The organism is Streptomyces sp. NPDC001108, from assembly GCF_053598535.1.
Genome location: NZ_JBSFKL010000006.1, coordinates 53,034 through 78,158, shown reverse-complemented (window position 1 = coordinate 78,158; position 25,125 = coordinate 53,034). Strand labels below are relative to the sequence as shown.

Sequence of the window (25,125 nt, the reverse complement as noted above, 5' to 3'; positions counted from 1 at the left end):
GTGTCTGATGAGACGCGTGATCCGCAGTGAGAGAACCGGGCGGACGGCGGCGACCGTCCTGCGTGTCCTGGCGGTCGCCGCCGCCTACTACGCGGCCGGCGGGCTCGGCCTCATCGAGCAGGTCTCCGTCCACGGGGCGGTCGTCACCCCGCTCTGGCCGCCGACCGGTATCGCGCTGGGCGCGCTGGTCCTCCTGGGGCCGGGGGTCTGGCCCGGTGTCGCGCTCGGCTCGCTGCTCGTCGTCGCCACGCTCAGCGGGTCGGTCACCCCGTCCACCTTCGTCGTGGTGGCGGGCAACACCGCGGCCCCGCTCTGCTCGTACCTGATGCTGCGCAGGGCCGGATTCCGCAGCGAGCTGGACCGGCTGCGCGACGGGGTCGTGCTGGTCTTCCTCGGCGCGCTGGCCGGGATGACGGTGAGCGCGACCGTGGGCGCGGGCATGCTGCTGATCGACGGCGAGCTGCCGCAGAGCGGATTCTGGCCGGTCTGGGCGGCCTGGTGGTCGGGGGACGCGATGGGGGTGCTCGTGGTCACCCCGCTGCTGCTCGTGCTGCGCAGGGCCCGGCTGCCCCGGGCCGGTGACCGGTGGGGCGAGGCGAGTGCGCTGGCGGTCGTCTCGGTGGTGGTGTCGCTGGTGGCCACCCGCAGCTCGCTGTCCATGATCTGCCTGGTGTTCCCCCTGATCGTCTGGGCCGCGCTCCGCTTTCAGCTGGCGGGCAGCGCGCCCTGCGCCCTGCTGGTGTCGGTGCTGGCCGCGGCCGCCGGTACGGAGGGAGCGGGCCCGTTCGAGGGGCTGGCGATCGTCCATGTGATGGTCAGCCTCGCCGTGTTCAACGGCTGCGTGGCCCTGACCGCGCTGCTCCTCGCGGCGGTGGTGACCGAGCAGCTCAACGTCCGCCACCGCATCGAACGCGCCTGCGAGGAACTGGCCGAAGTGGTCGATCAGCTGGCGCCCGGACGAGCCGCGGCGGCCTGGCCGCCCCGGTCCGGGGACGGGGTCGACCACCGCTGAACCGCGCGCCCCGTCACCGTCGTCCGGGACGCACGTGCTCCCCCGCGGCCGGAGCGTCCCGCTCCAGGCGGGCCCCCAGGGTGGCGGCGAAGTCCTCGGCGCGGGCCAGCTGGACGCGCAGCTTCTCCACCTGCTCGGTGGCGGTCTGCCGGTAGGTCCGCACGCGCTCCAGCAGCGCCTCGCGCTCGCCGTCGTCGAGAGCGTCAGCGCCGTCCAGGCGGTCGGTGGCGTCCAGCAGGTCGCGCATCTGCTCCAGCGTGAAGCCCAGGGGCTTCATCCGGCGGATCACCATGAGCCGGGCGACGTCCGTCTCGGTGTAGAGGCGGAACCCGCCCTGGGACCGGGCGGAGGGAATGACCAGGCCGGTCTCCTCGTAGTGCCGGATGGTGCGCAGGGACAGCTCCGTCCGCGCGGCGACCTCGCCGATCTGCATGTGCCTGTCGTCCACGCCGTCTCCCTGGTCCTCCCCGTCGTGGCGGGACTCGGCCCACCACGACCTCACCGATCTCTACCCTAACGTTAGGGTAGAGTTGCTGAAGGCGAGCGCGGTCCGACCGCCCCGCCGCCGTTCCGGGGCCGATGACGTTCCCGGCGACATCCCGATTCTCGCAGGAGAGAGCGTGCGCGAGCCCATGACGCCGATCGCCGCCGCCTGCCCGCCGTGACGCTCCGCCCCCGGACGTGACCCGTCGGTCCGGACACCACCCGGGCCCCCGGCCCACGCCCGCCACGACCCCCGGCCCGACCCGGGCCGCCCACGGGATACCGGCCGGTCTCCCGCGGCTCCTCCCCGCACGCCCCGGCCCGCCCCCGGTGTGCCCAAGCACGACAGGTACGCATCCCCTTGTCTTCTGCTGCTGCGACCCCCGCCGCGTGGCTGCGCGGCCTCAGGCCCGACTGGCTGAACGACCCCAGGGTCTGGCGCACCGAGGTCCTGGCCGGGCTGGTCGTCGGCCTCGCCCTGATCCCCGAGGCGATCTCCTTCTCGATCATCGCCGGGGTCGACCCGGCGGTCGGCCTGTTCGCCTCCTTCACCATGGCCGTGGTCATCTCCGTCGTCGGCGGACGCCGGGCGATGATCTCCGCCGCCACCGGCGCCGTCGCCCTCGTGATCGCTCCCCTGAACCGGGAGCACGGCCTGGGCCACCTCTTCGCCACCGTCATCCTGGCCGGTGTCTTCCAGGTGGTCCTGGGCGCGCTCGGGGTGGCGAAGCTGATGCGGTTCGTGCCGCGCAGCGTGATGGTCGGCTTCGTCAACGCCCTCGCGATCCTGATCTTCATGGCGCAGGTGCCCGAGATGCACGACGTGCCCTGGGCGGTGTATCCGCTGATCACCGGCGGGCTGGCCCTGATGGTGTTCTTCCCGAAGGTCACCAGGGTGGTTCCCGCCCCGCTCGTCTCGATCGTCGTCCTGACCGTCATCACGGTCGGGGCCGGGATAGCGGTGCCGACCGTCGGCGACAGGGGCACGCTGCCGTCCTCGCTGCCCGTACCGGGCCTGCCGGACGTGCCGTTCACCCTCGACACCCTGACGACGATCGCCCCGTACGCGTTCGCGATGGCGCTGGTCGGCCTGATGGAATCACTGATGACGGCGAAGCTCGTCGACGACCTCACCGACACCCGCTCCTCCAAGACCCGCGAGTCGATCGGCCAGGGCGTGGCCAACATCGTCACCGGCTTCTTCGGCGGCATGGGCGGCTGCGCCATGATCGGCCAGACGATGATCAACGTGAAGGTCTCCGGCGCCCGTACCCGCCTCTCCACCTTCCTGGCGGGCGTGTTCCTGATGGTGCTGTGCATCGTCTTCGGCCCCGTCGTCTCCGACATCCCGATGGCCGCCCTCGTCGCCGTGATGGTCATGGTGTCCTTCGCGACGTTCGACTGGCACTCCATCGCCCCCAGGACCCTGAAGCGGATGCCCGCCGGCGAGATCGCCGTCATGGCCATCACCGTGATCGTGGTGGTCGCCACCGACAACCTCGCCATCGGCGTCGTCGTCGGTTCCCTCACCGCCATGGCCGTCTTCGCCAGGCGCGTCGCCCACCTCACCGGGGTCACCGCCGTCACCGACCCCGACGGCCGCACGGTGGTCTACCGGGTCACCGGAGAACTGTTCTTCGCCTCCTCCAACGACCTCGTCGGCCGGTTCGACTACGCCGGCGACCCGGACAAGGTCGTCATCGACCTGTCGGCCGCCCACGTCTGGGACGCCTCCTCCGTGGCCACCCTGGACGCGATCGGGACCAAGTACGCCCAGCGCGGCAAGACGGTGGAGATCACCGGCCTGAACGACCCGAGCGCAGACCTCCACGCCAGGCTGACCGGCGGACTCACCGGCGGCCACTGACCCACGGGGCGCCCCCGGCCGGTCCGGCGCACCACCGCGCCGAAGCTTTCCGGCCAACGGCGTCACCGTACGGCTGTTCGCTCGTTTGTTGGCCGGGGAAGGCCTCCCGGCGGCGCCCCGTGGCGAACCAACCTGGGTGGGCGACCCGAGCGGTCGACCGGCACGGATGCCCCCACACCTCCGCATTCGGGCGTACTTCAAATGCCGCACTCGGCCACAGACCGATCGATCCGGCGCGGAACGGGACGAGAACCGAGCCAGTACACATGTCTGAACTTCACGAGAACTCCAGCGAAAAGCCACACGTGTGGATATCGTGCAGCGAGCGTGGGCGCGTCCGTCGGACCAGGAGATCGGCGGATGCGCCCTGCTCATGACGTTGCGACGGCGACTGGGGGGTTCATGGGGTACGCCGAGCTACCCGATGCGGACAGGTCGGCCCGGCCGGGACCGGCCTGGGTGCTTCGTTCGAATCAGCCCGGCGCGATCCGGACAAGAGCTCCCGGGGTGCGGCGCCCGCACCCGCTGCCGGAGCCGCCCCGGGGCAACGGCACCGGCCCCCGGCGGCGGACACCGGCCGGGCCCCGCCGCAGGACCGGCCCGGCCCCCCAGGGGGCGAGGGCGCCCGAGCACATACCCGGCACACAGACGGCCGTCCTCGGCGCCGAGCTCCTCGGGCTGGGGATACCCGCGTGGCTGGTGCTGCGCGCCGCGGGGCTGCCGCCCGCGCCGCTCGCCGTCTCCGTCGCCTCGGCCGCGCTGCTCTGGTCGGGGCTGCGGGCGTTACGCGGCCGGTACGCCGACCGTCCGCCGGACGGGGCCACGGGAGTCCTGGCCTCGGCCGGTGACTGGCTGCTGCTCATGGGTGTGCTCGCCGTACTGCGCGGACTGACCGGCGATCCGGTCGGTCCCGGGACGGCGGTCCTGGCCGTGCTGCCCGCCCTGCCCGCCTCCGTCGCGGCGCAGGCCCTGCGGCGGCTGCCCCGGCCCGGACACCGGCGCGGCCCGGTCCGGCGGGTGCTGGTGGTCGGTGAAGCGCCGGGGGTGGACCGGGCGGTGCGGGCTCTCGCGTCCCGGACCGACCATCCGTACCGGGTCGTGGCCGCGGTGCCGGTGGGGGGCGCGCCGCTGGGGTGCGGGGTGCCGGTGCCGGGCCGCCTCGCCCCACAGCCCGCCGACGACGACGTGTCGACCGTCCTGGGCGGGGCCTTCGCCCAGGACGCGGACCTGGCCCTGGTGGTCCCCGGCCCCCGGCTCTCCGAGGAGCGGCTGACCCGGCTCTCCTGGGGGCTGCACGACGGCGGGCTCGCGCTGTCCGTCCTGCCGGGGCTCTCCGGCCTCGCGCCCGCCCGCGTCCGGCCCGCCGAGGCGGCCGGGCTCACCCTGCTGCACATCGCGCCGCCGCTGCGCCGGGGGCCGCAGCCGGTCGTGAAGGCGGTGGTGGACCGGTTGGGCGCCGCCCTCGGCCTGCTGGCCCTGGCCCCGTTGCTGGTGCTGATCGGGGCGGCGGTCCGGCTCGGCTCCGCCGGTCCGGTCTTCCACCGCCAGATCCGCCAGGGCCGGAACAACCGGCCCTTCACCATGTGGAAGTTCCGCACGATGGTCCTCGACGCCGAGAGCCGCAAGCCGCGCCTGGCCGCCGAGAACGAGACCGACGGCCCGATGTTCAAGATGCGCCGCGACCCCCGGGTCACCGCCGTCGGCCGCCTGCTGCGCCGTACCTCGCTCGACGAGCTGCCCCAGCTGCTCAATGTGGTCCGCGGCGAGATGTCGCTGGTCGGCCCCCGGCCCCCGCTGCCGGACGAGGTGTCCCGCTACGACGAGCGCGAGCTGCGCCGCCTCGCGGTGCGGCCGGGGCTGACCGGCCTCTGGCAGGTCAGCGGCCGCTCCGACCTGTCCTGGCAGGAGACGGTCTCCCTCGACCTCTGGTACGTCGACAACTGGTCGGTGGCCACGGACATGGGGCTCATGGCCCGCACGCTGCGCGCCGTCGCCGACGGCCGCGGGGCGTACTGAGAGCGGCGGCGGACGATGCGAGGAGCCCCCGCGCCCCGGGACGGCACGCCCGGACGCTCACCCCTTGTCGGCGTGCTGTTCCAGCCACCACGCGTAGGTCCCGGCGATCCCGTCGCGCAGCGCGATCCGCGGCGCGAAGCCGAGGGCGGTGAGGCGGGAGACGTCGAGCAGCTTGCGCGGGGTGCCGTCCGGCTTGTCCGCGTCCCAGCCGACCTTCCCGCGAAATCCGGTCACATCCGCGACGAGCCCGGCGAGTTCGCGGATGGTCAGATCGCTTCCGCAGCCGATGTTGACCGGTTCGTCGCCGTCGTACCGCTCCAGCAGCAGCAGGCAGGCGGCAGCCAGGTCGTCGACGTGCAGGAACTCCCGGCGCGGGCTCCCCGACCCCCAGAGCACGACCTCCGGCGCGCCGCCGACGCGGGCCTCGTGGAACCGGCGGATCAGCGCGGGCAGAACGTGCGAGGTCGCGAGGTCGAAGGTGTCGCCGGGTCCGTAGAGATTGGTGGGCATGGCGCTGATGTAGGAGGCGCCGTACTGCCTGCGGTAGGAGCGGATCTGCGTGATCCCGGCGATCTTGGCGATGGCGTACGGCTCGTTCGTCGGCTCCAACGCGCCGGTGAGCAGGGCGCTTTCGGGGATCGGCTGCGGGGCGAGCCGGGGGTAGATGCACGAGGAGCCGAGGAAGAGGAGCCGCTCGGTCCCGGCCGCGTGCGCCCCGGCGATCACGCTCAGCTGGATGCGCAGGTTGTCCTCGATGAACTGCACGGGGTACGTGCTGTTGGCCATGATCCCGCCGACCCGGGCGGCGGCCAGCACCACGGCGTCCGGCCGGGCGGAACGGAGGAACGCCCCGGTCCGTTCGCCGTCGCGCAGGTCCAGCCGGTCGCGGTCCCGGGTGAGCACCTCGTACCCCTCGGCGGTCAGGCGGCGGGCCACCGCCGAGCCGACCAGGCCGCGGTGCCCGGCGACGAAGACGCGCGCGCCGGATCGCAGCAGCGGACGGGCGGAATCCCGGGGGCGGCCGGGGAGATCGGTCGTCATGGGCCGGATTCTGCCAGTCGGCGCGGTCGGTGATGACGTCTTGCCGGGGATCGCCCGATGCGGCTATCCCGGCGGAAAGCATTCGGTGCGGAGACAACGGTCACCGAGGTGACCGGAGAAGGGGGAATCGTGGCGAAGACCGCGCTCATCACCGGCGTGACCGGCCAGGACGGCTCGTACCTGGCCGAGCTGCTGCTCGACAAGGGGTACACCGTCCATGGGCTGATCAGACGCTCGTCGAGCTTCAACACCGAGCGGATAGACCACATCTACCAGGGACCCGAGGAGGAGAACCGCTCGTTCCTGCTGCACCACGCCGACCTCGCCGACGGGGTCGCGCTGGTCAACCTGCTGCGCGACATCCGGCCGGACGAGGTCTACAACCTGGGCGCGCAGTCGCATGTCCGCGTCTCGTTCGACGCCCCGCTGTACACGGGGGACGTGACCGGACTCGGTACCGTCCGGCTGCTGGAGGCGGTCCGGGCCAGCGGGATCGACACCCGGGTCTACCAGGCGTCGTCGTCCGAGATGTTCGGCGCCAACCCGCCGCCGCAGAACGAGCGCACCCCGTTCCATCCGCGCAGCCCGTACAGCGTCGCGAAGGTCTACTCGTACTGGTCCACCGTCAACTACCGCGAGGCGTACGGGATGTTCGCGGTGAACGGGATCCTCTTCAACCACGAGTCCCCGCGCCGCGGTGAGACCTTCGTGACCCGGAAGATCACCCGGGGCGTGGCCAGGATCAAGGCGGGCCTGCAGACCCATCTCCACCTGGGCAATCTGGACGCGGTCCGCGACTGGGGGTACGCCCCCGAGTACGTCGAGGCGATGTGGCGGATGCTCCAGCGCGACACCCCGGACGACTATGTGGTCGCCACCGGCGAGGGCGTCAGCGTCCGGCGGTTCCTGGAGTACGCCTTCGCGCACGCGGGCCTCGACTGGCGCGAACACGTCCGCCACGACGCCAAGTACGAACGTCCCAGCGAAGTGGACGCCCTGATCGGGGACGCCGCCAAGGCCGAGGAACTGCTCGGCTGGAAACCGGTGGTGCGGTCCCGGGAGCTCGCCAGGATCATGGTCGAGGCGGACATCCGGCAGTTGTCCGACCAGCTCGCCGGAGCGTCCGTGCGGGTGGACCGATGAGACCTCGCGGCCCCGGCGCCGCTGTGCGCCCCTCACCGACGGCGGCCGCCCGGTCGCCGCTCGCTCTCACCATCGGAGCCGAATGATGAACGCAACCACGGGGCGCAGACGCTCCGGGCCCGGCCGGCTGCGTGCCGCGGCCGCGGCGCTCGCCCTGCTCGCCGGGGCCCTGTCCGCCGCGGCGTCGGTGACCTCGCCCGCCTCGGCCCTCACCGCACCGGTCGCGCTGACGGCGGACGACCTGTCCACCTGGCAGACCAACGGCATCGTCTGGGCGATGGCCGGTTCGTCCAGTGGCGTCGTCTACACCGGCGGGACCTTCTCCACCGTCCGCCCGCCCGGCGCGGCGGCCGGCACCTCGGAGCAACCGGCGGTGAACTTCGCCGCCTTCGACGCCGCGACGGGCGAACCGACCGACTGCCGGCTCTCGTTCACCCTGTCGTCCGGGACGGCCACCGTGCGCGCCCTGGCGCTCTCACCGGATCAGAAGACCCTGTATGTCGGCGGCCAGTTCGGGTCGGTGAGCGGGGTCGGGGTCAGCAACATCGCCGCGATCGACACCGCCACCTGCACCCCGCGCCAGGACTTCAAGCTCGCCGTCTCCGCGACGGTGCGGGCGCTGAGCGTCACCGCCGACACCGTGTATCTCGGGGGCGACTTCAACTCGGTGGCCGGGCAGACCAGGAACAAGTTCGCCGCGGTCACCACGGCGGCCGCGCTGAAGCCGTGGAAGGCGGACACCGACGAGGTGGGCCGGGCGGTCGAGCTCACCCCGGACGGCAAGCACGTGCTGCTCGGCGGCGACTTCTTCACCGTCAACGGCACCACGTCGCACGCGCTGGCGGTCGTCGACGCGACGACCGGGGCGGTGGCCAAGAGCTATCCGGCCGGGTTCATCCCCGACGCCTCAGTGGTGAAGGACCTGGCGACCGACGCCACCGGTTTCTACACCGCCAACGAGGGCACCGGGGGCGGTGTGTTCGACGGGCGGATCGCCCTGGACCTGGGCACCTTCGCGCAGCGCTGGCGGGACACCTGCCTCGGCGCGACCCAGGCCGTCCTGGTGTACAAGGACGTTCTGTACAGCGGGTCCCACGCCCATGACTGCGCCACCATGGGCGAGTTCCCCAACCAGCCGCGCAAGCATCTGCTGGCCCAGTCGGTGACCGATCCCACCCTGCTGCCCTGGTTCCCGGACACCAACGACGGCATCGGCGAGCCGGTCGGGCCGAGGGTGATGGCCCAGGCGGACAAGGGCGGTCACCACTACCTCTGGGTGGGCGGCGAGTTCACCACCGTCAACGGCACCGCCCAGCAGGGGCTGACCCGGTTCGCCGACGGCCCGGACACCGGGGCGCCCTGGGTGCCGAACGTCAGCGTCTCCACGGTCGCCGCCGGCAAGGTGGAGGTGAACTGGCAGGCCAGTTTCGACACCGACGACGGCACCCTCACCTACCGGATCTACCGGGACGGCGGGACCACCCCGGTGTACACCACGACCGGCTACTCGGTGTTCTGGGACCGGCCTCAGCTGAGGTGGACCGACACGGACGTGGCACCGGGCGAGACCCACACGTACCGGATCACCGCGAGCGACGGCACCAACACCAGCGCCAAGTCGCCCGCCGTCTCCGCGACCGTGGCGTCCGCCGCCGCGAAGTACCCGGCCAGGGTCCTCTCCGACGGCGCCTCGCTGTACTGGCGGTACGACGACCCCTCGACGTTCGTCGGCGACACCGGCGGCGGCCGCGACAACGGCTTCGCCCGCAACTCCCCCACCCGGCAGGCGGTCCCGGCCGCCGTCGCGGGCCCGTCCACGGCGCTCGGCCTCAACGGGACCAGCCAGTACGTCTACAGCAACAAGCGCCACCCGCAGCCCGCCAAGTTCTCCGTGGAGACCTGGTTCCGGACCACGACCACCACGGGCGGCCGGATCGTCGGCTTCAGCAATCTGACCATGCAGGACAGCACCCAGTACGACAAGCACATCTACATGCGCGACGACGGGAAGCTGGTCTTCGGCGTGAAGAGCGGCAGCGCCCGCACCATCACCACCCCCGCCGCGTACAACAACGGCGCCTGGCACCACGTCGTCGCCACCCAGGGCACCGGCGGAATGGCACTGTACGTCGACGGGGTGCTGCGCGCCTCGACCACCCAGTACACCACCAACGAGAAGTACGACGGCTACTGGCGGGTCGGCGGGGACAACCTGAACGGCTGGCCGAACAAGCCGTCCAGCACGTTCTTCGCCGGTCAGGTCGACGAGACCGCCGTCTACCCGACCGCGCTGACCAGTGCGCAGATCAGTGCCCACTACGCGCTGAGGACCAGCGGATGAGGGGTCCGTTCCGGGCCGGTGCCGCCGTCGTCGTCCTGACGGCGGCGCTGGCCGCCTGCGGCTCGTCGCCCTCCCCGGCCCCGCACCCGGGCGGCGCGCCGGAGGCGGCCGGCACCGGCGCGACCCCGCCCCCGCACGCCTCCTCCGTCCCCCGGGACCCCGCAGACCCCTCGGCCCCGCGCACCACCGAACCGCCGAGGATCCCGGTCGAGCAGCTCACCCCGGCCACCGGTTCGTTCACCGGGAAGCAGAAGGAGTACCTGACCGACCGGGTGCCCCGGGGCATGGACCCGGCGGCCGTGCTCCAGACCGGCCAGGAGACCTGCGACCGGCTGCGCTACCTGGTGAAGGCCGACCGGGACGTGGCGGTCGGCGCGCTCCTGACCGGTGAGATCGCCGACGCGGAGCCGGCGATCGAGCACCTCTGCCCCCAGCGCCGCGACCTGCTGCGGGACGCGGCCCGGGGATACCCGGACGGCACGTTCCAGGGCGCGCGGCTGCGGCCGGGCCGCTACCGGGTCGTCTCCCCCACCGAGGGCTGCGCCTGGCGGATCACCGGCGCCGACGGCACCCCGCTCGCCGAGGGGGGCGGGACCGACAACGGGAAGCGGACCGTCCTCACCCTGGGCCGTGACGCCCGCGCCTTCACCTCCACAGGCTGCTACGCCTGGCTGCCCGAAGGGGACCTCGGATGAAGAAGCTTCCGATAGCCGTGGCGATCCCCACGAGGAACGAGGGGCTCAACATCGCCGAGGCGGTCGGCTCGGTGCTCGGCCACTTCGAGGCGGTCGTCGTCGTGGACTCGCACAGCACGGACGACACGGTGAAGATCGCCGAGGAGTGCGGGGCCGAGGTGGTCACGTACACCTGGGACGGCGGCCATCCGCGCAAGAAGCAGTGGTGCCTGGACCATGTCCGCACGGACCTGGACTGGATCCTGCTGCTCGACGGGGACGAGCGGATCAGCCCCGGCCTGCTGGCCGAGCTGCGCCGGATCTTCGCCGACCCCGGTTCGCCGAAGCCGGCCGCGTACGACATCCCGCTCGGCTACTGGTTCGCCGGGAAGCGGCTGCGGCACGGCTACACCATCCGCAAGCGGTCGCTGACCGACCGGACCCGCTGCCGGTACCCGGAGGTGGCGGATCTCGACGCACCGGGCATCGGCGAGGTCGAGGGGCACTACCAGCCGGTCGCCGACGAGGTCGGGGCGCTGCGCCATCCGATCGAGCACCAGGACCTCGACCCGGTCGCCGCCTGGTTCGAACGGCACAACCGCTACTCGGACTGGGAGGCGTGGCTGGAGCACCACCCCGAGGTCAAGGAACAGGTGCGCCGGGCGAAGTCCCGCCAGGGGCAGTTGTTCCACCGGGCGCCGTTCAAGCCGCTGGTGTCCTTCGTCTACATGTACGTCTACCGGCGGGGGTTCCTCGACGGGCGGGCGGGGTTCGACTTCGCGGTGGCGATGAGCTTCTACCGCTGGCAGATCGCGCTCAAGTCCCGCGAGGGGCGCGTCCCCTGACCCGGCCGTCCCTCCGGCGGAGCACGTCCTCGTAGGTCCGCCGGAGGGATTCGGCGACGGCGTCGATGGTGAAGTCCGCGTTGACCAGCTCCCACGCGGCCTTCCCCGCCCTGGAGTTGGCCTCCGGTTCGAGCAGCTCCAGGACGGCCGTGGCGACCTTGTGCGCGTTCTGCCCGTCCTCGCCCACCCGGCTGTCGATCACCCGGCCCGCGCCCGCGCGCGCCACGTCGGGGGCGAGCCCGCATGTGCGGGTGATCACCACGGGGGTGCCCACCGACATCGCTTCGAGGACGGAGACGCCGAGCGGTTCCTCGATCGAGGGCAGCACGTACACATCGGCCGCCCGCCCCGCCGCCAGGACCTCCTCGTGGCCGAGCGGCCCCACCTGGTCGAGCGAGTCCGCCACGCCCAGCCGGCGGGCGAGCCGCAGGGTGGCGAGCAGGGCCCCGGTGTCGGGTCCGGCCAGCACGAAGCGGGCGTCGGGGTGGCGGGCCAGGACCTCGGGCATCGCGGCGACGAAGTCCTCGGGTCGCTTGCGCTGCTGCACCCGGGCGAGGAAGAGGACCGTCGGCGGGCGCCCCGGGGTCCGGGCGGTCTTGATCGGCTGCGGGCGCACCCCGTTGACCAGTCGTACGGCGCGGGCCGGCGGCACGGGCGCGGCGACCGCTTCCACCTCGCGGCGCTCGGTCTCGGTGAGGTGCAGTACGACGTCGGCGCCGCGCAGGACGCGGCGTACGCCCAGCAGGTCGGTGAGCCGGGCGATCCGGTTCTCGGTGGGGTCGACCATGCCGTGGGTCTGGACGACCAGGGGCGTGCCGGAGGCCAGGGTGAGCAGTCCGGCGGGGAGGGTCACCAGGTCGCGCATCAGGTGGAGATGGACGATGTCGGCGCCGCGTGCCATCCGGTGGGCGGTGCGCAGCAGCGCTCCGGAGGTGATGCCGCTGACCTCGAAGGCGGGCAGCGGGTGGCGGGCCGGGAAGAGGTGGGCCGGTACGCCTTCGACCGTACGGGGCGGCGGTTCGTCGAATCCGTCGGCGAGTGCCATGATCCTGGCGTCGTGGCCTGCGGCCCGCTGGGCCTTCGACAGATTGAGCGCCACCCTGGTCGGTCCGCCGAACGCGTGGTCCGGGGTGTGCAGTGTGACGATGTGCAGGATCTTCACCAGGCCCTCCAGCCCTCGGCCGACGCCCCGAGACTAGTCGTCCAAACACCCCAAGTGGGTTGATTCGTTAGAGTGTTCACGGTTCACGGGTACGCGGCTCCATGGTGCGCGGACCCTCCGGTCCATGGAGGCGGGGAGCAGACGATGTCCGCGCGGGAGGCGGCGCCACCGGCGAAGCCCATGTCGTGGGCGATGCTCTCGCGCGCCCTGGCGATCCCCCTCATCCTCGCCCTGGTCTGCTTCCTGCCGGCGGTGGTCGCCGCGCAGCCGGGCGACGGGGCGCGGGACGCCGCGTACTGGCTCCAGCTCGTGCTGACCTGCTACGCGGGGGCGCGGCTCGCGACGATGATCCTCTCCACCCGGCGGCGGCTGCTGCAGGGTGTGTTCTGGATGTTCGTGTACATCGCGATGGGGGTGGCGCCCTTCACCCAGCTCGTGCTCGGGCGGACGCCCACACCGCTGGTGGGGCCGCGGGCGGACCTGGTGACGGCGGTGGCGCTGGTGCTGGTGGGGTGTGCGGCCTTCGACCTGGGGGCGCTGCTGGCGTCCCGGCGGCCCCTGCGCGCGCGGCCGGCCCCACGGCCGGGGCGCGGTCCGGCGGTGGCGCATCCGGTGCGGCTGAGGGTGCTGGTGGTGCTGGCGTTCGCGGCGAGCGGCTACTACGTCGTGAAGCTCGGCGGGCCCGCGGTCTTCTTCAGCAGCCGTCAGGAGATCAGCGCCTCGGTGGCGGCCAGCGGGGTGGTGTCGGGGCAGTCCAATGTGGGGTCGGCCTTCCTCAAGGGTTTCGGCACGGTGCCGGCGCTGCTCGCGCTGCTGTTCTTCACCCGCCGTCTGGTGACCTCGCGGCGGGCGCGGCGTTCCCCGTCGACGGTGCTGGTCTGGGCCGGGCTGGTGGCGCTCAACGTCGTCGTCAACAACCCGTTCTCCAACGCCCGTTACTGGTTCCTGACGGTGCTGGTCTCGCTGCTGTTCACCGCGTTCCCGAGCAGCGCGGCGATGTACCGTTCGGTGCTGGCCGTGGGGGTGGTGGGGGCGTTGGTGCTGTTCCCGTACGCGGACCGGTTCCGCTACGACAGCGACGGGTACCGGCCGGTGGAGTCGTCGTCGGTGTTCGAGCCGCTGGCCGCCAAGGACTACGACCAGACGGTGATGTTCGCCAACGCCATCACCTGGGTGGACGGCCGGGGCCACGGCTACGGGCGTCAACTGGCGGGGTCCGCCCTGTTCTTCGTGCCCCGTTCGGTGTGGGAGGGCAAGCCGGAGGACACCGGGGTGCGGGTCGGTCAGTGGATGGGGATGACCATGACCAACCTGTCGGCCCCGTTGTGGGCCGAGATCTGGGTGGACTTCGGGGCTCCGGGCATGGCCGGCGCGTTCGCGCTGATCGGGTACGCCGCCGCCCGTACCGACCGGCGGTACGCGCGGGCCGTCTCCCGGGCGGGGCCGGGGCCGGGCGGTGTTCTCGCGGTGGCGGTGCCGTTCGTCGCCGGGTACACCTTCATCCTGCTGCGCGGCCCGCTGTTGCAGGCGGCGGGGAAGCCCGCGGTGGCGGCCCTGTGCCTGCTGCTGGTCATGAGCCTGCGGACTCCGGGCGGACGGGACGGGCGTCCGCGCCGGGGGGCAGCGGTCCGGCCGCGGTCCGGCGCCCGGTCCGGACCACCCTGATCCAGGTGGCCAGCGCCTTGCAGACCGAGCCGAGGCAGAGCCCCCAGGCGGCGCCCGGCACCCCGCCGAGCAGGTACCCGCCGGTGAGGAGGGCGACGGCGGTGAGCGAGAAGACCACCTGGACGGCGAGGGTGGTGCGCGGGTCGAGGACCCGCAGGGCCAGCAGCCCGCAGGTGCCGACGGCCATCGCCGCGTACTGGCTGCCGGTCGCCGGGAGCAGGGCGGCCGCGACGGGCCAGGTGTCGCCGAGCAGCCGGCGGCCGGCCGGTTCGGGCAGCAGCGCCAGTGCGGTGGCCCAGGCGGCGGCGGTGACCGCGAGGACGGCCGAGAGCAGGGCGGCGGCCCGGATCCGGCTCCGGTCGTCGGCGAGGCGGCCGAGCAGCGGCGGGCCGAAGCCGGTGGCCGAGGCGTAGAGCACGTTCAGCGGACCGAAGAGGGTGGTCGCGCCGCGCAGGGCGCCGACCACCAGCGGGTCGCCGACCGTGCCGAGCCCGAGCACGGAGAGCTGGGCGGTGGCGTTGCCCACCCCGAACTCCACGACGAACCGCCGCCCCAGACGGTCCCGGCGCAGCGGCTCCCCGATCCGCAGCGGCGCCCCGGCCGTCTCCCGGTGGAGCAGCGCGGCCGACAGCAGCAGGGCGGGCAGGGTGGCCAGCCCCCAGACGGTCACCAGCCGGGCGGCGGAGACGCCGTGCGGCTGTACGGCGAGGGCGCCCAGTACGCAGAGCAGCCGGAGGGTGTCACCGGCGAGCGCGAGGTGCGGCCGGTGCAGGGTGGCGAAGGCGTACCGCAGGGCGTCCTGTCCCAGGACGACGGGGAGTACGGCTCCCAGGGCGGCCAGGGCGGCCGGGGTGGCGCCGGGCAGCAGCAGGCAGATCCCGGCCGACGGGGCGCCGAGCGCCGCCGCCGCGAGCAGGGTGAAGGCGACCGCCGACCGGCAGGCGCCGCGCACCTGCGGACCGTCGCCGCGCCGCAGCACCAGCGGCTGGCCGGTGTGGGCGCCGGAGACGCCGAGGAGGACCGTGAAGACCAGGTAGACCGCCGAGAAGCGGGCGAAGTCGGCCGTGGTGGAGATCCGGGCGGCGCTCACCAGCACCAGGATGTTGGTGAGGGCGGCCACCCCCTGGTCCGCGACCGAGCAGACGATCGCGGTCCGTGCCCTCATCTGTGTCCGGCGGCGGGGTCGAAGGGGCGCAGGCCCAGTGTCTGGGTGGGGTCGCCGGTGTCCGCCGGGTGGCCGTCCGGTCCGGGCCGCCGGTCCGGTCGTCCGCCGCCCGCCCGGTGTCCGACGGCGCGGCTGCGGGCCCGGCGTTCGGGGCGGCCGAGGCCGGGATGGAGCAGGGCGCCGAGCACCGAGCCGCCCGCCCCGGCGATGATCTCGCGGATGCGTTCCAGGTCGGCGCGGTGCACCTCCCGCTGGTCGCAGACCACGACGACGCCCTCCACCCGGTCGAGCAGTGCGACGGCGTCGGCGTAGGCCAGGACGGGCGGGGCCAGCACGATGACGACGGCGCCGGGCCGGTCGCCCTCGGCGAGGATGCGGCCGACCAGGGCCGAGGTCAGGGCACGCGGCACGTTGTCGGTGCGGCGGCCCGCGATCAGGGTGAAGGCGCCCGAGCCCGGCACGTCCACGTTCATCCGGCTCTCGGCGGGCCAGGACCACTCGCCCCGGTTGATGCCGCGCGGCGGGACGCCCTGGGCGGCGGGGCCGAGGTTCGCGGCCAGGGCGGGGGTGCGCAGGTCCGCCTCGACCAGGATGACGTCGCGGCCCATCTCGGCGAAGGCGGCGGCCAGGTTGGCCGCGGCGGCGGACGCGGCGGCGCCGTCCCCGCGCGGGGCGGTGACCAGGAGTCTGCGGCGCCGGTCGAAGGACGGGTCGTAGGCGAGCCGGAAGGCCACCGCGCGGTACTCCTCGGCGAGCCGGCTGCCGCCGCGGCCGATGGCCAGGGGCGATCCGGTCGCGGAGCGCTCCCTCGGCAGGGTGCCGAGCAGGGGGGCGCCGAGCGAGCGGACCAGTTCCCGGGTGGAGCGTACGGCCGGGTCGAAGACCAGCCGCACCCAGGACAGCAGCAGCCCGAGCGCGCTGCCGACGACGCCGCCGAGTCCGAGCAGCAGCGGCAGGGAGGGGCCGCTGGGTCCGGTCGGGGTGGCGGGTTTCTTCGTCAGATAGCCCGGTGTGGTGTCCAGGGCGCGCAGCTCGGAGATCTTCCGGGAGAGTTCGGAGATCGAGACGACGAGGTTGGCGCGCGCGCTGGTCACGTCGCCGCTTCCGCCGGTCTGCTGCGTCAGCTGGTCGCGCTGGGTGGTGAGCGGGGCGAGCTGGGCGCGGTAGCCCTCGACCATGTTGGCGATGCTGTTCTCGGTGCGCTGCTGCCGGATCTCCAGATAGGCGGCGGCCAGTGCCTGGGCGCGCCGCTGGGCGAGAGCGGGGGTGGCGCCGGTGTAGGCGAAGCGGAGGGCCAGGGTGTTGGGCGGGTTGGTGACCTGGAGGCCGGACAGCAGGGGTTCCACCTCCACCCGGTCGCCCTGCCGGGCCAGGTTGGCGGCGGCCAGGGTGCCCACGGTGTCGCTGACGGCGGTCTGCCGTTCCGAGCCGATGTTGATGCCCTTGTCGGCGGAGGCGCCGGCGGCGAAGGGGTCCGAGGCGGCGGAGCGTACGACGACCTCGCCGGTGGAGGTGTAGGTGTCCTCCCCGCCGAGGGCGAGCCAGCCGCCGCCGAGGAGACCGGCGACCACTCCGGAGACGAGCAGGGTCCGGTAGCGCAGCAGCTGGCGGAACTGGTCCCGCAGCAGCGCCGGTTCGTCCTGGTCCTCCAGGGCGGTGTTCGGCTGGTTCATCGGCGTGGTCTCCCTTGCGCGTCCGCGAGGACCTCGGTGAGCAGGGCGTCGAAGCGGGCCAGGCCCGCTTCCCGGCCCAGATGGCGTGCGACGTACTGCGGTCCGTTGGCGCCGAGGGCGTCCGCCCTGGCCGGTGCCTCGACGAGGTTGCGTACCGCCGAGAGGAGGGCCGCCGGGTCCTCGGGGGCGACCAGGAGGCCGGCTCCGGAGCGGTGGACCTCCTGGGCGGTGCCGCCGCCCTCGGCGACCGAGGCCACCACGGGGCGGCCCGAGACGAAGTAGGAGGTCAGCTTGGAGGGGACGCTCATGTCGAGGACGGAGGCCCGCTGGGTCACCACGAGCACGTCGGCGGCGGCCAGGACGTCGGTGAACTCGTCCTCGGCGGCGGGGGGCAGGAAGTCGAGGTTGCGCAGGCCCGACGCGCGTCCGCGCAGCGTCTCGCGCTGGTTGCCGTCGCCCATGAGCACCACGTGTATCCCGGGGGCCAGCCGGGCGGCGTCGACCAGTACCTCCAGCCCCTGTTTGAGCCCCATGTTTCCGCAGTGCAGCACGACCGGGGTGCCCTCGTCCCAGCCCAGGCGCGCCCGGGTCGCGGCCCGGTCGGCCGAAGGCGTCGGTACGTGCGACCAGTTGGGCACGGTGCGGATGCGGCCCGGGTCCACGCCGTACGCGGCGACGCGGGGCACGAAGCTCTCGTGGATGACGCCGACCAGGGTGGCGGAGCGCAGCGCGCGGCGTTCGGCGGCCGAGGCCAGGGCCGCCGCCCTTCCGCCGCCCCGGATGCCGCTCTGCGCGGCGGCGGCGCCCATCAGGTCCTGCACGACGGGGATGTAGGGGGCCCGGTGCCGGGCGGCCAGCCGGGCGCCGAGCACGCCTCCGGCGAGGCTGGGGATCTGGGCGACCACCGCGTCCGGCGGGGGTGTCTCCGGCGGCGACAGCACTCCGTGGCCGAGCACGGTCGCCTCGAACAGGGCCCGGCGCAGGGCGCTCTGGCGGGGCGGGACGTAGTGCCGACGCCGGTGCACGGTGACCCCGGCCCGCTCCTCGGTGACCCGCCGCACCCCCCGGTACCCGGGGTCGGTCCGCCAGGACGGGTAGTGCGGCATCCCGGCCAGTACGTGGGTGTCGGCCCCGGCCGCGGCCCAGTGCTCGGCGAGCTGGGCGGCGTACGGGCCGATGCCGGTCAGCTCCGGCGCGTAGTTCGTCGAGACGAGCAGCAGGGTGCGGCCGTCGAACGGTCGGTGAAGCTGGGCATCGGTCATGGCGCTCGCCTTCCCCCCGGGACCCTCCGTGTTCCCCGCGGGGAACGGTCCCAAAAGCGAGCTTATCCGTTCACGAGATGCGCAACTGTTCTTCACAGTAAGGTCGTTGGACCATCAGCACCGATGCCGACATCCCGTCGCACCGGACGGCATGTCCGGACACCCCGTGTGCGGGGCCGGGGTGTCGCGCCCACCGTGGGGGGAGAGAACGGATGGTGCACAGGGTCGGCTACGCGCCGGGGGTCTACGACCTGTTCCATGTGGGGCACCTCAACATCCTGCGGCATGCCCGCGGTCAGTGCGACTACCTCGTGGCCGGAGTCGTCTCCGACGAGATGGCCGAACGCGCCAAGGGCCATCGGCCGGTGATACCGCTGCCGGAACGCCTGGAGATCGTGCGCAGCGTGCGCTACGTGGACGCGGCCTTCGTGGAGACGGTGCCGGACAAGGTGGAGACCTGGCAGCAGGTGCGGTTCGACGTCCTCTTCAAGGGGGACGACTGGCGGGGCACGGAGCGCGGAGAACGGCTGGAACGCGACCTGGCCGCGGTCGGCGTGGAGGTCGTCTACTTCCCGTACACCGTGCACACCTCCAGCACCCAGTTGCGCCGGGCGCTGGAGGTGATCGTCAGCCGTCAGTCCGGAGCGCTCTGAGTTCCCGGAACCACTTGACGAGGAACAGCACCAGGAACAGCGTGTGCACGGCGGCGAGGGCCGCGTAGCCGGTCCGGAACGCGTCGCGGTCGCCGAGCAGCAGGAACACCAGGCAGAAGACCCCGTAGTCGGCGGGCAGCAGGGCGAGCGCCCGCAGCCGGGAGGCCGGGGCGGCGGCGCCGGTGCCCGCGCCCGGCCGGGCGGCCGCCCGGCCCAGCTGTTCGCGCAGCAGCCCGGCGCAGAAGGTCAGTACGGCGGTGAACAGGAAGCCCAGCGGCAGCAGCAGCCAGCCCGTGCCGGGCACCCCGCCGTACCGCTGGAAGGAGATCAGGACGGCGGTGTGGACCAGGATCATCTTGGCGCAGTCCACCACATGGTCCAGCCACTCGCCGTCCGGGCCGCCCCGGCCGGTGAGCCGGGCCAGCTGCCCGTCGGCGGAGTCGAGGGCGAAGCCGACGGCCAGGGCGGCGTAGACCAGGAGCGCGAGCCCGGCCGAGGGCCGGACCAGCGCCACCGCGGCGATCCCGGAGAAGGTGAACGCCGCGCTGACCAGAGTGACGTGGTTGGGTGTCAGGCCGATGCGGTACGCGGCCGCGGCGAACAGCCGGCCGACGGGCCGGTTCACGTACCGCGAGTACAGCGACACCCCTCTGGCCGTCTTCTGGGCGCCGCGCAGCTCACGCAGAACCGTGCCCGTGCTTCGCATCCGCCCCCCAGCGTGCCGCTCCCCGGTCCGCATCATGGCACGCGGGCCGGTCCGGGCGCCGCCCGTCGGCCGGATCAGGCGGAGGCGGTACGGCACTCCGGGTGGCCCCAGCCCTCGGGGTTCTTGGCGATCATCTCCTGGGCGGCGTAGGGGCGACCGCACCGGCAGCGGCCCGCGAACCTGGCCCGGATGGTGCCGCCGGACCGGGCCGGGCGGGAGGCGCCCGGGCGCTTCCCGCCCCCGGAGGAGGCACCGGCGCTCCGGGTGCCGGTGGCGCGGGCGGGGGCGGGCGCCGGGGGCTCGGTGGCGCCGTGCGCGGTACCGGCCGGGCGCTGGGCGACGGCGGCCTCGCTGGCCGCCTGGTCGGCGATGGCGTTGAGCGGGTCGCCGTCGACCTGGTGGGCGGGGACGTAGGTGAACCGCACGGTCCGGCCGGTCAGCCGCTCGTCGATGCCGGTGACCAGCTCGCGGTTGGCGACCGGCTTGCCCGCCGAGGTCTTCCAGCCGTTGCGCTTCCAGCCCGGCAGCCACTTGGTCACCGCGTTCATCGCGTACTGCGAGTCCATCCGTACTTCCAGCGGCACGGCCGGGTCGGTGGCCGCCAGCAACTCGTACAGGGCGGTGAGCTCGGCGACGTTGTTGGTGGCGGTGCCCAGCGGCCCGGCTTCCCAGCGCTCGGGCCGCCCCTGCGCGTCGGCCACCACCCAGGCCCAGGCCGCGGGTCCCGGATTGCCCTTGGAGGCGCCGTCGCAGGCGGCGATGATGCTCTCGTTCATGCCCTGATCATGCCAGCGCGCGGGGTGGGTGCGTGCCGCCCCGGCGTTGCCCCGTACCCTCTTCCCCATGACCGCTGGGGGGCCTGAGCGCCGCGTGATCGACAACCGTTTCGAGCTGGTGAACCGGCTCGGCAGCGGTGGCATGGGCATGGTGTGGCGGGCCCACGACCTGGCCCTGCACCGCGATGTGGCGCTCAAGGAGGTGCGGCCCCCGGACCCGGCGCTCATGGAGAACGATCCGGAGTCGGCCCGGCTGCTGCGCGAGCGGGTGCTGCGCGAGGCGCGGGCGCTGGCCCGGCTGGACCACCCCGGGGTGGTCACGGTCCACCACATCGTGGACGGCGGAGCGGGTACGTATCCGTGGATCGTGATGGAGCTGGTGCCCGGCGCCTCCCTGGCGGAGCGGCTGACCGAGGGCACCCTCGCCCCGGCCGAGGCCGCCCGGCTCGGGCGCGGGGTGCTCTCCGCGCTGCGGGCCGCCCACGCCGCCGGGATCCTGCACCGCGACGTGAAGCCGGCCAATGTGCTGCTGCGGGCCGACGGGAGCCCGGTCCTCACCGACTTCGGCATCGCGGCGATCCGCGAGTCCACGAGCCTGACGGCGACCGGCTCCATCATCGGCTCCCCCGACTACATGGCGCCCGAGCGGATACGCGGCGACGAGGGCGACCCGTCCTCGGACCTGTGGTCGCTCGGCATGATGCTGTACGTCGCCGTCGAGGGCCGCCATCCGCTGCGCAAGGCCACCACGCTGGCGACGCTGGCCGCCGTGCTGGACGAGGAGGTGCCGCCGCCCCGGCAGGCCGGTCCGCTGGCACCGGTGCTGACCGCGCTGCTGGTCCGGGACACGGCCGCCCGGCCCGGCCCCGAGGAGCTGGACCGGTTGCTGGCCGCGGTGGCCGACGGGTCCGGACCCCGGACCGCTCCCCCGCAGGACGCCGTACCGCCCCGGCGGGCCACACCCGCCCCGCAGGACGCCGTACCGCCGGGCCCCGGCTTCGGCCCCGCCCCGACCGCCGTCCTGCCCCCCGGCCCCGCTCCCCGGCCGGCCGATCCGTTCGCCCCGCCCGCCTTCCCGAACCCCGCGCCTCCGACGCTGGGGACCCGGGAGGTCAACCGGCGGGTCCGGCGGGGCCGGATCGTGGCGGTCTCCACCGCGCTCGCCGGGACGGCCCTGACCGGCGTCCTGGTGTGGTCGTTGCTGCCCGGGACGGAGACGGGACCGGCCGACACCGGCGCCGCCTCCGCCGCGGACCGGCCGCAGTCGGAACGTACGGCCGCGGCCCGTTCCGCCGGGAAGGGCACCACCCCGGACAACACCGGCCCGGACACCACGGAGAAGACCCCGGCACCGCCCAGGAACCTGCTGACGCCCGCCGGTGCCCGGTCCGTCATCGCCTCGCTCAAGCCGGTGATGGGCGGCACCGAGATCACCTCGTTCACGCTGTACGACGTGCACGCGAGCGCCGAGGCCCCGCTCGCGAAGAACAAGGCCCTGTACGACGTCTTCTCCTACCGGGACGGCAAGGCCGTCCGGGACCGCGCGGGCGGCACACTCATGTCGGGTGCCAAGTCGGTGGACCTGCTCAAGTTCGACTGGGACGCCCTGCCCGAGCTGATCCGCCGGGCGGACAAGGAGCTGGGGGTCGCCGAGCCCACCACGCACTACGTGGACATCGACCCGGCGTCCCCGTTCGACGACTACCAGCCGACGCTCAGCGTCTACGTCTCGGACGAGTACGGCGGCGCCTATCTGCGGGCCGACATCCACGGCAAGGTGCTCAAGAAGTACCCGCGCGACAGCTGAGCCACCGGCGGCCCGGCAGGGCCCGGGCTCAGCCCAGAACCGCCACCGCCACCAGCAGCACGGCGGCGACCGCCGCACCCGCCACCAGGGCCCACAGACCGGCCGGGCCGCCGCGCCCGGCCCGCTCCACCTCGCCCTGGGGCGGGGTGAGCGTCTCCGCCCTGGCCAGCCAGACGCGCGGCGGGTTCTGCGGGACGACGACCCGCCAGGGCTGCTCGGGGTCGTACTCGACGACCGCCCTGGAGCGGTGCAGCAGCCCCTGGAGGTCGAGCGGGTGGCGGACCTCGACCCGGTACGGGGGCAGTCCGTCGGCCACCACGGTCAGGTCGAAGGCGAAGGCGGAGTTCACCGACCGCCCGTCACCGACGGTCCGGCCACTGGCCCTGTCCACCGCGCGCACCTTGTTGACGACGGCGGGCGCGAAGGCGCGCGGGCCGTCGGAGCGCAGCGGGGCGGCGGTCGCGTTCTCGCCCATGTCCTCGGCGATCCTGCCGTACGCGGCCAGGGTGAGGGCCGCCAGGGGGAGCCCGAGGAACAGCAGCCAGCGGGGGCCGTGCACGGCGCCCTGGACCGTGACCGCCAGGACGAGTCCGGTACCGAGCGCGCAGAGGACGCCGAGTGACCGGAAGGCGCCGCGCAGCCGGGCGACGGGGGAAGGGGTCGGGATGCTCATACGAGGCGCAGCGCCTTCCTGCGGGGGATGACGACCCGGGTGCGGTCCGGGTCGTCGGGGCGGTCGGGGTCGTACAGCGCGAGGACGTCGCGGCGCAGCGCGAGGCGTTCCACGACGGCCGGGACCTCGTGGTGGACCCCGGCGGCGTCCTCGAAGACCACGGTGACCTCGCCGTACCTGCCGCCGCCCGCGGAGCGCCAGCCCGTGAGCCGCGCCTCGGCCGTGGCGCAGCGGCGGGAGAACCTCCGCAGCCCGCCGCCCCGGCGCAGGCTGACCGCCGCCCCCCACCAGGCGGCCAGGCAGCCCGCGCCCGCGACGGACCAGAGGAAGGCGAGCCAGCTGGAGACGGCGAACTCGCCGAACGGGAAGATGATGTGGAAGGAGGTGGTGGTCCCCCGCTCTACCAGCCCTTCGTCCAGCGCGTCGTACCAGCCGGCGAGCGCGGCCGCGGCGGACAGCGAGACCATCGCACCGGGCACGGCCCGGTGCAGGTACCGGGCGGTGAGCAGTCCGAGGAGGACGGCCATGCCGATGCCCAGGAACGGGGCCACCGAGGCGAACTGGTCGCTGGCGCAGCTTCCGGTGCCGTCGCAGCTCCACCGCACGCCGACGGCTTCGTGGGCGGCGACGTACCACGTCAGCCAGACCTGCCACACCATCAGCGCGCAGGCGATGACGCGCAGGGTCTGCGCATAGATTCTCTGCCGCACTGTCCGCCCTTGCTCTTGCCTGGCCACCGACCACCGGAACGGGGTATTGACATACCCCGTTGGACCCTATACGAGGCGTCGACATGGTGTCCGTGGCCCCGGCCACACCCCGCCGGTCCCCCGCCCCGGCACCGGTCAGCCCGCTTCGTTCAGCACCTCGCGCACCCAGCGGACCTTGACGGCCTCGTGGAACATGTCGCCGCCCTCGTGGCCGTTGAACGAGTAGACCTCCATGCCCTTCGGGCCGGCGTACGCGTTGTGGGCGGCGAAGACCGTGGAGGGCGGGCAGACCTGGTCCATCAGACCGACGGAGAAGAGCGCGGGGGCGGTGGACCGGGCGGCGAAGGAGACCCCGTCGAAGTACGACAGGGTGCGCAGGACGCACCGCTCCTTGTCCCGGTGCATCTTGAGGTAACGGGCGATCTCCGCGTACGGGTTGGAGTCGGTGAGGGTGACGGCCCGGCCGAAGTGGCAGAGGAAGGGGACGTCGGGCGCGATGCCCGTCAGGCCGGGGACGAGTCCGCCGACCGCGAGGGCGAGGCCGCCGCCCTGGCTGCCGCCGACCACGAGGGTGCGGGCGGCGTCGGTGAGCGGGTGCGAGCGGGCGGCTTCGACGGCGCGTACGGCGTCGGCGTAGACCCGCCGGTAGTAGTAGCTCCGCGGGTCCTCGATGCCCCGGGTCATGAAGCCCGCGATGGAGGGGCCGGAGCCGATCGGGTCGGGGGTGTCGCCGACGTTTCCGCCGCTGCCCTGGCCCCGTACGTCCATGATGAAGTGGGCGTACCCGGCCAGCGGCCAGAGGCCGTGGGTGTGCGGCAGGCCGCGTCCGCCGTTGTAGCCGTGGAACTGGACGACGAGCGGGAGCGGCCCCTCGGCACCGGCGGGGGCGCTGAACCAGCCCTTGATCGGATGGCCGCCGAAACCGGCGAAGGTGACGTCCCAGGTGCGCATGCCGCTCAGCCCGGTCTCGACGGGCTCGAAGGAGGCCGCGAGGTCGAAGGAGCGCGTCTCGTCGAGGGTCTCCGCCCAGAACGCGTCGAAGTCCTCCGGTTCGTCCACCTGCGGCCGGTAGGAGCGGAGTTCGGGCAGCGACAGGTCGAACAGGGCCATGACTGGTCTCCTCGCGGTGCGGTATTTCCGAACAGTGTGCCGTGCGGCAACGCGCCGCCGAACAGGGGGCCCGGCGCGGGAGCCGGCGCCGCCGGGCACGGGATCCCGCAAGCGCGCCCATATTGCGCAATTAATTTGCATGGAGCGGCACTGAATCCTGATTCAGACTCCCTCGCTGAGGGATCGTCAAACTTCTTTGCCAGCACACCGCAAACACATCCCGCCCAAGGGTTGACGTTTCCGTGATGAATGGACGACGATTCCGCATGTTGCACGCCGGGTTCGCCGGAGTGCGCACGGTAACGGCATTCGATCGAGGGAACGACCAGAGCGTGCGGCGG

At 73.5% G+C, this 25,125-nt stretch carries 21 protein-coding genes; 10 read left to right on the top strand and 11 right to left on the bottom strand.

Going from position 1 to position 25,125, the window contains the following annotated elements:
- Nucleotides 1-16 precede the first annotated feature (16 nt).
- Complete coding sequence (locus ACWC97_RS15775; protein ID WP_352277911.1) at nucleotides 17-1,012, top strand: MASE1 domain-containing protein; 996 nt, start codon at nucleotides 17-19, stop codon at nucleotides 1,010-1,012.
- Between the two features lie 13 nt (nucleotides 1,013-1,025).
- On the opposite strand, the gene ACWC97_RS15770 is transcribed toward ACWC97_RS15775, so the two are convergent.
- Nucleotides 1,026-1,460: a MerR family transcriptional regulator gene (locus ACWC97_RS15770; RefSeq protein ID WP_450649732.1), complete on the bottom strand. Its 435-nt coding sequence runs from the start codon at nucleotides 1,458-1,460 to the stop codon at nucleotides 1,026-1,028.
- A 396-nt stretch (nucleotides 1,461-1,856) separates the two neighbouring features.
- On the opposite strand from ACWC97_RS15770, the gene ACWC97_RS15765 reads away from it, so the two are divergent.
- Together ACWC97_RS15765 and ACWC97_RS15760 are read left to right on the top strand one after the other, a co-directional pair.
- Entirely contained in the window at nucleotides 1,857-3,362 is a 1,506-nt protein-coding gene (locus ACWC97_RS15765; protein WP_450649731.1) for a SulP family inorganic anion transporter, read from the top strand.
- Nucleotides 3,363-3,764: 402 nt separating this feature from the next.
- Entirely contained in the window at nucleotides 3,765-5,378 is a 1,614-nt protein-coding gene (locus ACWC97_RS15760; RefSeq protein WP_352277907.1) for a sugar transferase, read from the top strand.
- A 57-nt stretch (nucleotides 5,379-5,435) separates the two neighbouring features.
- Here the strand turns inward: ACWC97_RS15760 and ACWC97_RS15755 are convergent, their stop codons facing one another.
- Complete coding sequence (locus ACWC97_RS15755) at nucleotides 5,436-6,419, bottom strand: GDP-L-fucose synthase family protein (protein ID WP_385212538.1); 984 nt, start codon at nucleotides 6,417-6,419, stop codon at nucleotides 5,436-5,438.
- Nucleotides 6,420-6,548: 129 nt separating this feature from the next.
- Between ACWC97_RS15755 and gmd the strand changes: the two genes are divergently transcribed.
- The 4 genes from gmd (at nucleotide 6,549) to ACWC97_RS15735 (ending at nucleotide 11,422) form a co-directional block, all read left to right on the top strand.
- Nucleotides 6,549-7,562, top strand: coding sequence for a GDP-mannose 4,6-dehydratase (gene gmd, locus ACWC97_RS15750; RefSeq protein ID WP_352277905.1), 1,014 nt, complete (start codon nucleotides 6,549-6,551; stop codon nucleotides 7,560-7,562).
- A gap of 85 nt (nucleotides 7,563-7,647) precedes the next feature.
- On the top strand, nucleotides 7,648-9,903 hold the full coding sequence (locus tag ACWC97_RS15745) for a LamG-like jellyroll fold domain-containing protein (protein WP_450649729.1): 2,256 nt from the start codon (nucleotides 7,648-7,650) through the stop codon (nucleotides 9,901-9,903).
- On the top strand, nucleotides 9,900-10,598 hold the full coding sequence (locus ACWC97_RS15740) for a hypothetical protein (RefSeq protein WP_450649727.1): 699 nt from the start codon (nucleotides 9,900-9,902) through the stop codon (nucleotides 10,596-10,598). The genes ACWC97_RS15745 and ACWC97_RS15740 overlap by 4 nt, the downstream gene beginning before the upstream one ends.
- The gene (locus tag ACWC97_RS15735) at nucleotides 10,595-11,422 is read left to right on the top strand and encodes a glycosyltransferase family 2 protein (RefSeq protein WP_450649725.1); all 828 of its coding nucleotides are present in this window, start codon (nucleotides 10,595-10,597) and stop codon (nucleotides 11,420-11,422) included. The genes ACWC97_RS15740 and ACWC97_RS15735 overlap by 4 nt, the downstream gene beginning before the upstream one ends.
- On the opposite strand, the gene ACWC97_RS15730 is transcribed toward ACWC97_RS15735, so the two are convergent.
- Nucleotides 11,394-12,584 (bottom strand): glycosyltransferase, encoded by a 1,191-nt coding sequence (locus ACWC97_RS15730; protein WP_450649723.1) that lies wholly within the window; start codon nucleotides 12,582-12,584, stop codon nucleotides 11,394-11,396. The genes ACWC97_RS15735 and ACWC97_RS15730 overlap by 29 nt on opposite strands.
- Before the next feature lie 144 nt (nucleotides 12,585-12,728).
- Between ACWC97_RS15730 and ACWC97_RS15725 the strand changes: the two genes are divergently transcribed.
- Complete coding sequence (locus tag ACWC97_RS15725) at nucleotides 12,729-14,249, top strand: hypothetical protein (protein WP_450649721.1); 1,521 nt, start codon at nucleotides 12,729-12,731, stop codon at nucleotides 14,247-14,249.
- Here ACWC97_RS15725 and ACWC97_RS15720 read toward each other — a convergent pair.
- The 3 genes from ACWC97_RS15720 to ACWC97_RS15710 are packed head-to-tail and all read right to left on the bottom strand — an operon-like array spanning nucleotide 14,155 to nucleotide 18,349.
- Nucleotides 14,155-15,414, bottom strand: coding sequence for a hypothetical protein (locus ACWC97_RS15720; RefSeq protein ID WP_450649719.1), 1,260 nt, complete (start codon nucleotides 15,412-15,414; stop codon nucleotides 14,155-14,157). The genes ACWC97_RS15725 and ACWC97_RS15720 overlap by 95 nt on opposite strands.
- A complete protein-coding gene (locus ACWC97_RS15715) occupies nucleotides 15,411-17,087 on the bottom strand; it encodes a lipopolysaccharide biosynthesis protein (RefSeq protein WP_450649717.1) in 1,677 nt (558 codons plus the stop codon). The genes ACWC97_RS15720 and ACWC97_RS15715 overlap by 4 nt, the downstream gene beginning before the upstream one ends.
- Nucleotides 17,084-18,349 carry a glycosyltransferase gene (locus ACWC97_RS15710; RefSeq protein ID WP_450649715.1) on the bottom strand — a complete coding sequence of 422 codons (1,266 nt, stop codon included), beginning with the start codon at nucleotides 18,347-18,349 and terminating at the stop codon, nucleotides 17,084-17,086. Before ACWC97_RS15710 ends, ACWC97_RS15715 begins: the two co-directional genes overlap by 4 nt.
- A gap of 212 nt (nucleotides 18,350-18,561) precedes the next feature.
- On the opposite strand from ACWC97_RS15710, the gene ACWC97_RS15705 reads away from it, so the two are divergent.
- Nucleotides 18,562-19,002: an adenylyltransferase/cytidyltransferase family protein gene (locus ACWC97_RS15705; RefSeq protein ID WP_352277892.1), complete on the top strand. Its 441-nt coding sequence runs from the start codon at nucleotides 18,562-18,564 to the stop codon at nucleotides 19,000-19,002.
- Here the strand turns inward: ACWC97_RS15705 and ACWC97_RS15700 are convergent.
- Nucleotides 18,977-19,708, bottom strand: coding sequence for a CDP-alcohol phosphatidyltransferase family protein (locus ACWC97_RS15700; RefSeq protein ID WP_385212553.1), 732 nt, complete (start codon nucleotides 19,706-19,708; stop codon nucleotides 18,977-18,979). The two genes, ACWC97_RS15705 and ACWC97_RS15700, sit on opposite strands and share 26 nt — an antisense overlap.
- Nucleotides 19,709-19,782: 74 nt before the next feature.
- On the bottom strand, nucleotides 19,783-20,484 hold the full coding sequence (locus ACWC97_RS15695; RefSeq protein WP_352277889.1) for a ribonuclease H family protein: 702 nt from the start codon (nucleotides 20,482-20,484) through the stop codon (nucleotides 19,783-19,785).
- Between the two features lie 67 nt (nucleotides 20,485-20,551).
- Between ACWC97_RS15695 and ACWC97_RS15690 the strand changes: the two genes are divergently transcribed.
- On the top strand, nucleotides 20,552-22,291 hold the full coding sequence (locus tag ACWC97_RS15690; RefSeq protein WP_450649712.1) for a protein kinase domain-containing protein: 1,740 nt from the start codon (nucleotides 20,552-20,554) through the stop codon (nucleotides 22,289-22,291).
- 28 nt (nucleotides 22,292-22,319) lie between these two features.
- Here the strand turns inward: ACWC97_RS15690 and ACWC97_RS15685 are convergent, their stop codons facing one another.
- The 3 genes from ACWC97_RS15685 to ACWC97_RS15675 form a co-directional block, all read right to left on the bottom strand.
- Nucleotides 22,320-22,964, bottom strand: coding sequence for a hypothetical protein (locus tag ACWC97_RS15685; RefSeq protein WP_352277885.1), 645 nt, complete (start codon nucleotides 22,962-22,964; stop codon nucleotides 22,320-22,322).
- A complete protein-coding gene (locus ACWC97_RS15680; protein ID WP_450649710.1) occupies nucleotides 22,961-23,674 on the bottom strand; it encodes a hypothetical protein in 714 nt (237 codons plus the stop codon). The genes ACWC97_RS15685 and ACWC97_RS15680 overlap by 4 nt, the downstream gene beginning before the upstream one ends.
- A 135-nt stretch (nucleotides 23,675-23,809) precedes the next feature.
- Entirely contained in the window at nucleotides 23,810-24,784 is a 975-nt protein-coding gene (locus ACWC97_RS15675; protein ID WP_450649708.1) for an acetylxylan esterase, read from the bottom strand.
- Nucleotides 24,785-25,125: the final 341 nt, after the last annotated feature.

What these genes read in the sequence shown, in the direction of transcription:
- ACWC97_RS15740 (WP_450649727.1), top strand. Translation starts at nt 9,900, where the DNA reads ATGAGGGGTCCGTTCCGGGCCGGTGCCGCCGTCGTCGTCCTGACGGCG.
- ACWC97_RS15725 (WP_450649721.1), top strand. Translation starts at nt 12,729, where the DNA reads ATGTCCGCGCGGGAGGCGGCGCCACCGGCGAAGCCCATGTCGTGGGCG.
- ACWC97_RS15715 (WP_450649717.1), bottom strand. Translation starts at nt 17,087, where the DNA reads ATGAACCAGCCGAACACCGCCCTGGAGGACCAGGACGAACCGGCGCTG.
- ACWC97_RS15695 (WP_352277889.1), bottom strand. Translation starts at nt 20,484, where the DNA reads ATGAACGAGAGCATCATCGCCGCCTGCGACGGCGCCTCCAAGGGCAAT.
- ACWC97_RS15720 (WP_450649719.1), bottom strand. Translation starts at nt 15,414, where the DNA reads ATGAGGGCACGGACCGCGATCGTCTGCTCGGTCGCGGACCAGGGGGTG.
- ACWC97_RS15685 (WP_352277885.1), bottom strand. Translation starts at nt 22,964, where the DNA reads ATGAGCATCCCGACCCCTTCCCCCGTCGCCCGGCTGCGCGGCGCCTTC.
- ACWC97_RS15735 (WP_450649725.1), top strand. Translation starts at nt 10,595, where the DNA reads ATGAAGAAGCTTCCGATAGCCGTGGCGATCCCCACGAGGAACGAGGGG.
- ACWC97_RS15745 (WP_450649729.1), top strand. Translation starts at nt 7,648, where the DNA reads ATGAACGCAACCACGGGGCGCAGACGCTCCGGGCCCGGCCGGCTGCGT.
- ACWC97_RS15690 (WP_450649712.1), top strand. Translation starts at nt 20,552, where the DNA reads ATGACCGCTGGGGGGCCTGAGCGCCGCGTGATCGACAACCGTTTCGAG.
- ACWC97_RS15760 (WP_352277907.1), top strand. Translation starts at nt 3,765, where the DNA reads ATGGGGTACGCCGAGCTACCCGATGCGGACAGGTCGGCCCGGCCGGGA.
- ACWC97_RS15700 (WP_385212553.1), bottom strand. Translation starts at nt 19,708, where the DNA reads ATGCGAAGCACGGGCACGGTTCTGCGTGAGCTGCGCGGCGCCCAGAAG.
- ACWC97_RS15755 (WP_385212538.1), bottom strand. Translation starts at nt 6,419, where the DNA reads ATGACGACCGATCTCCCCGGCCGCCCCCGGGATTCCGCCCGTCCGCTG.
- ACWC97_RS15675 (WP_450649708.1), bottom strand. Translation starts at nt 24,784, where the DNA reads ATGGCCCTGTTCGACCTGTCGCTGCCCGAACTCCGCTCCTACCGGCCG.
- ACWC97_RS15710 (WP_450649715.1), bottom strand. Translation starts at nt 18,349, where the DNA reads ATGACCGATGCCCAGCTTCACCGACCGTTCGACGGCCGCACCCTGCTG.
- ACWC97_RS15705 (WP_352277892.1), top strand. Translation starts at nt 18,562, where the DNA reads ATGGTGCACAGGGTCGGCTACGCGCCGGGGGTCTACGACCTGTTCCAT.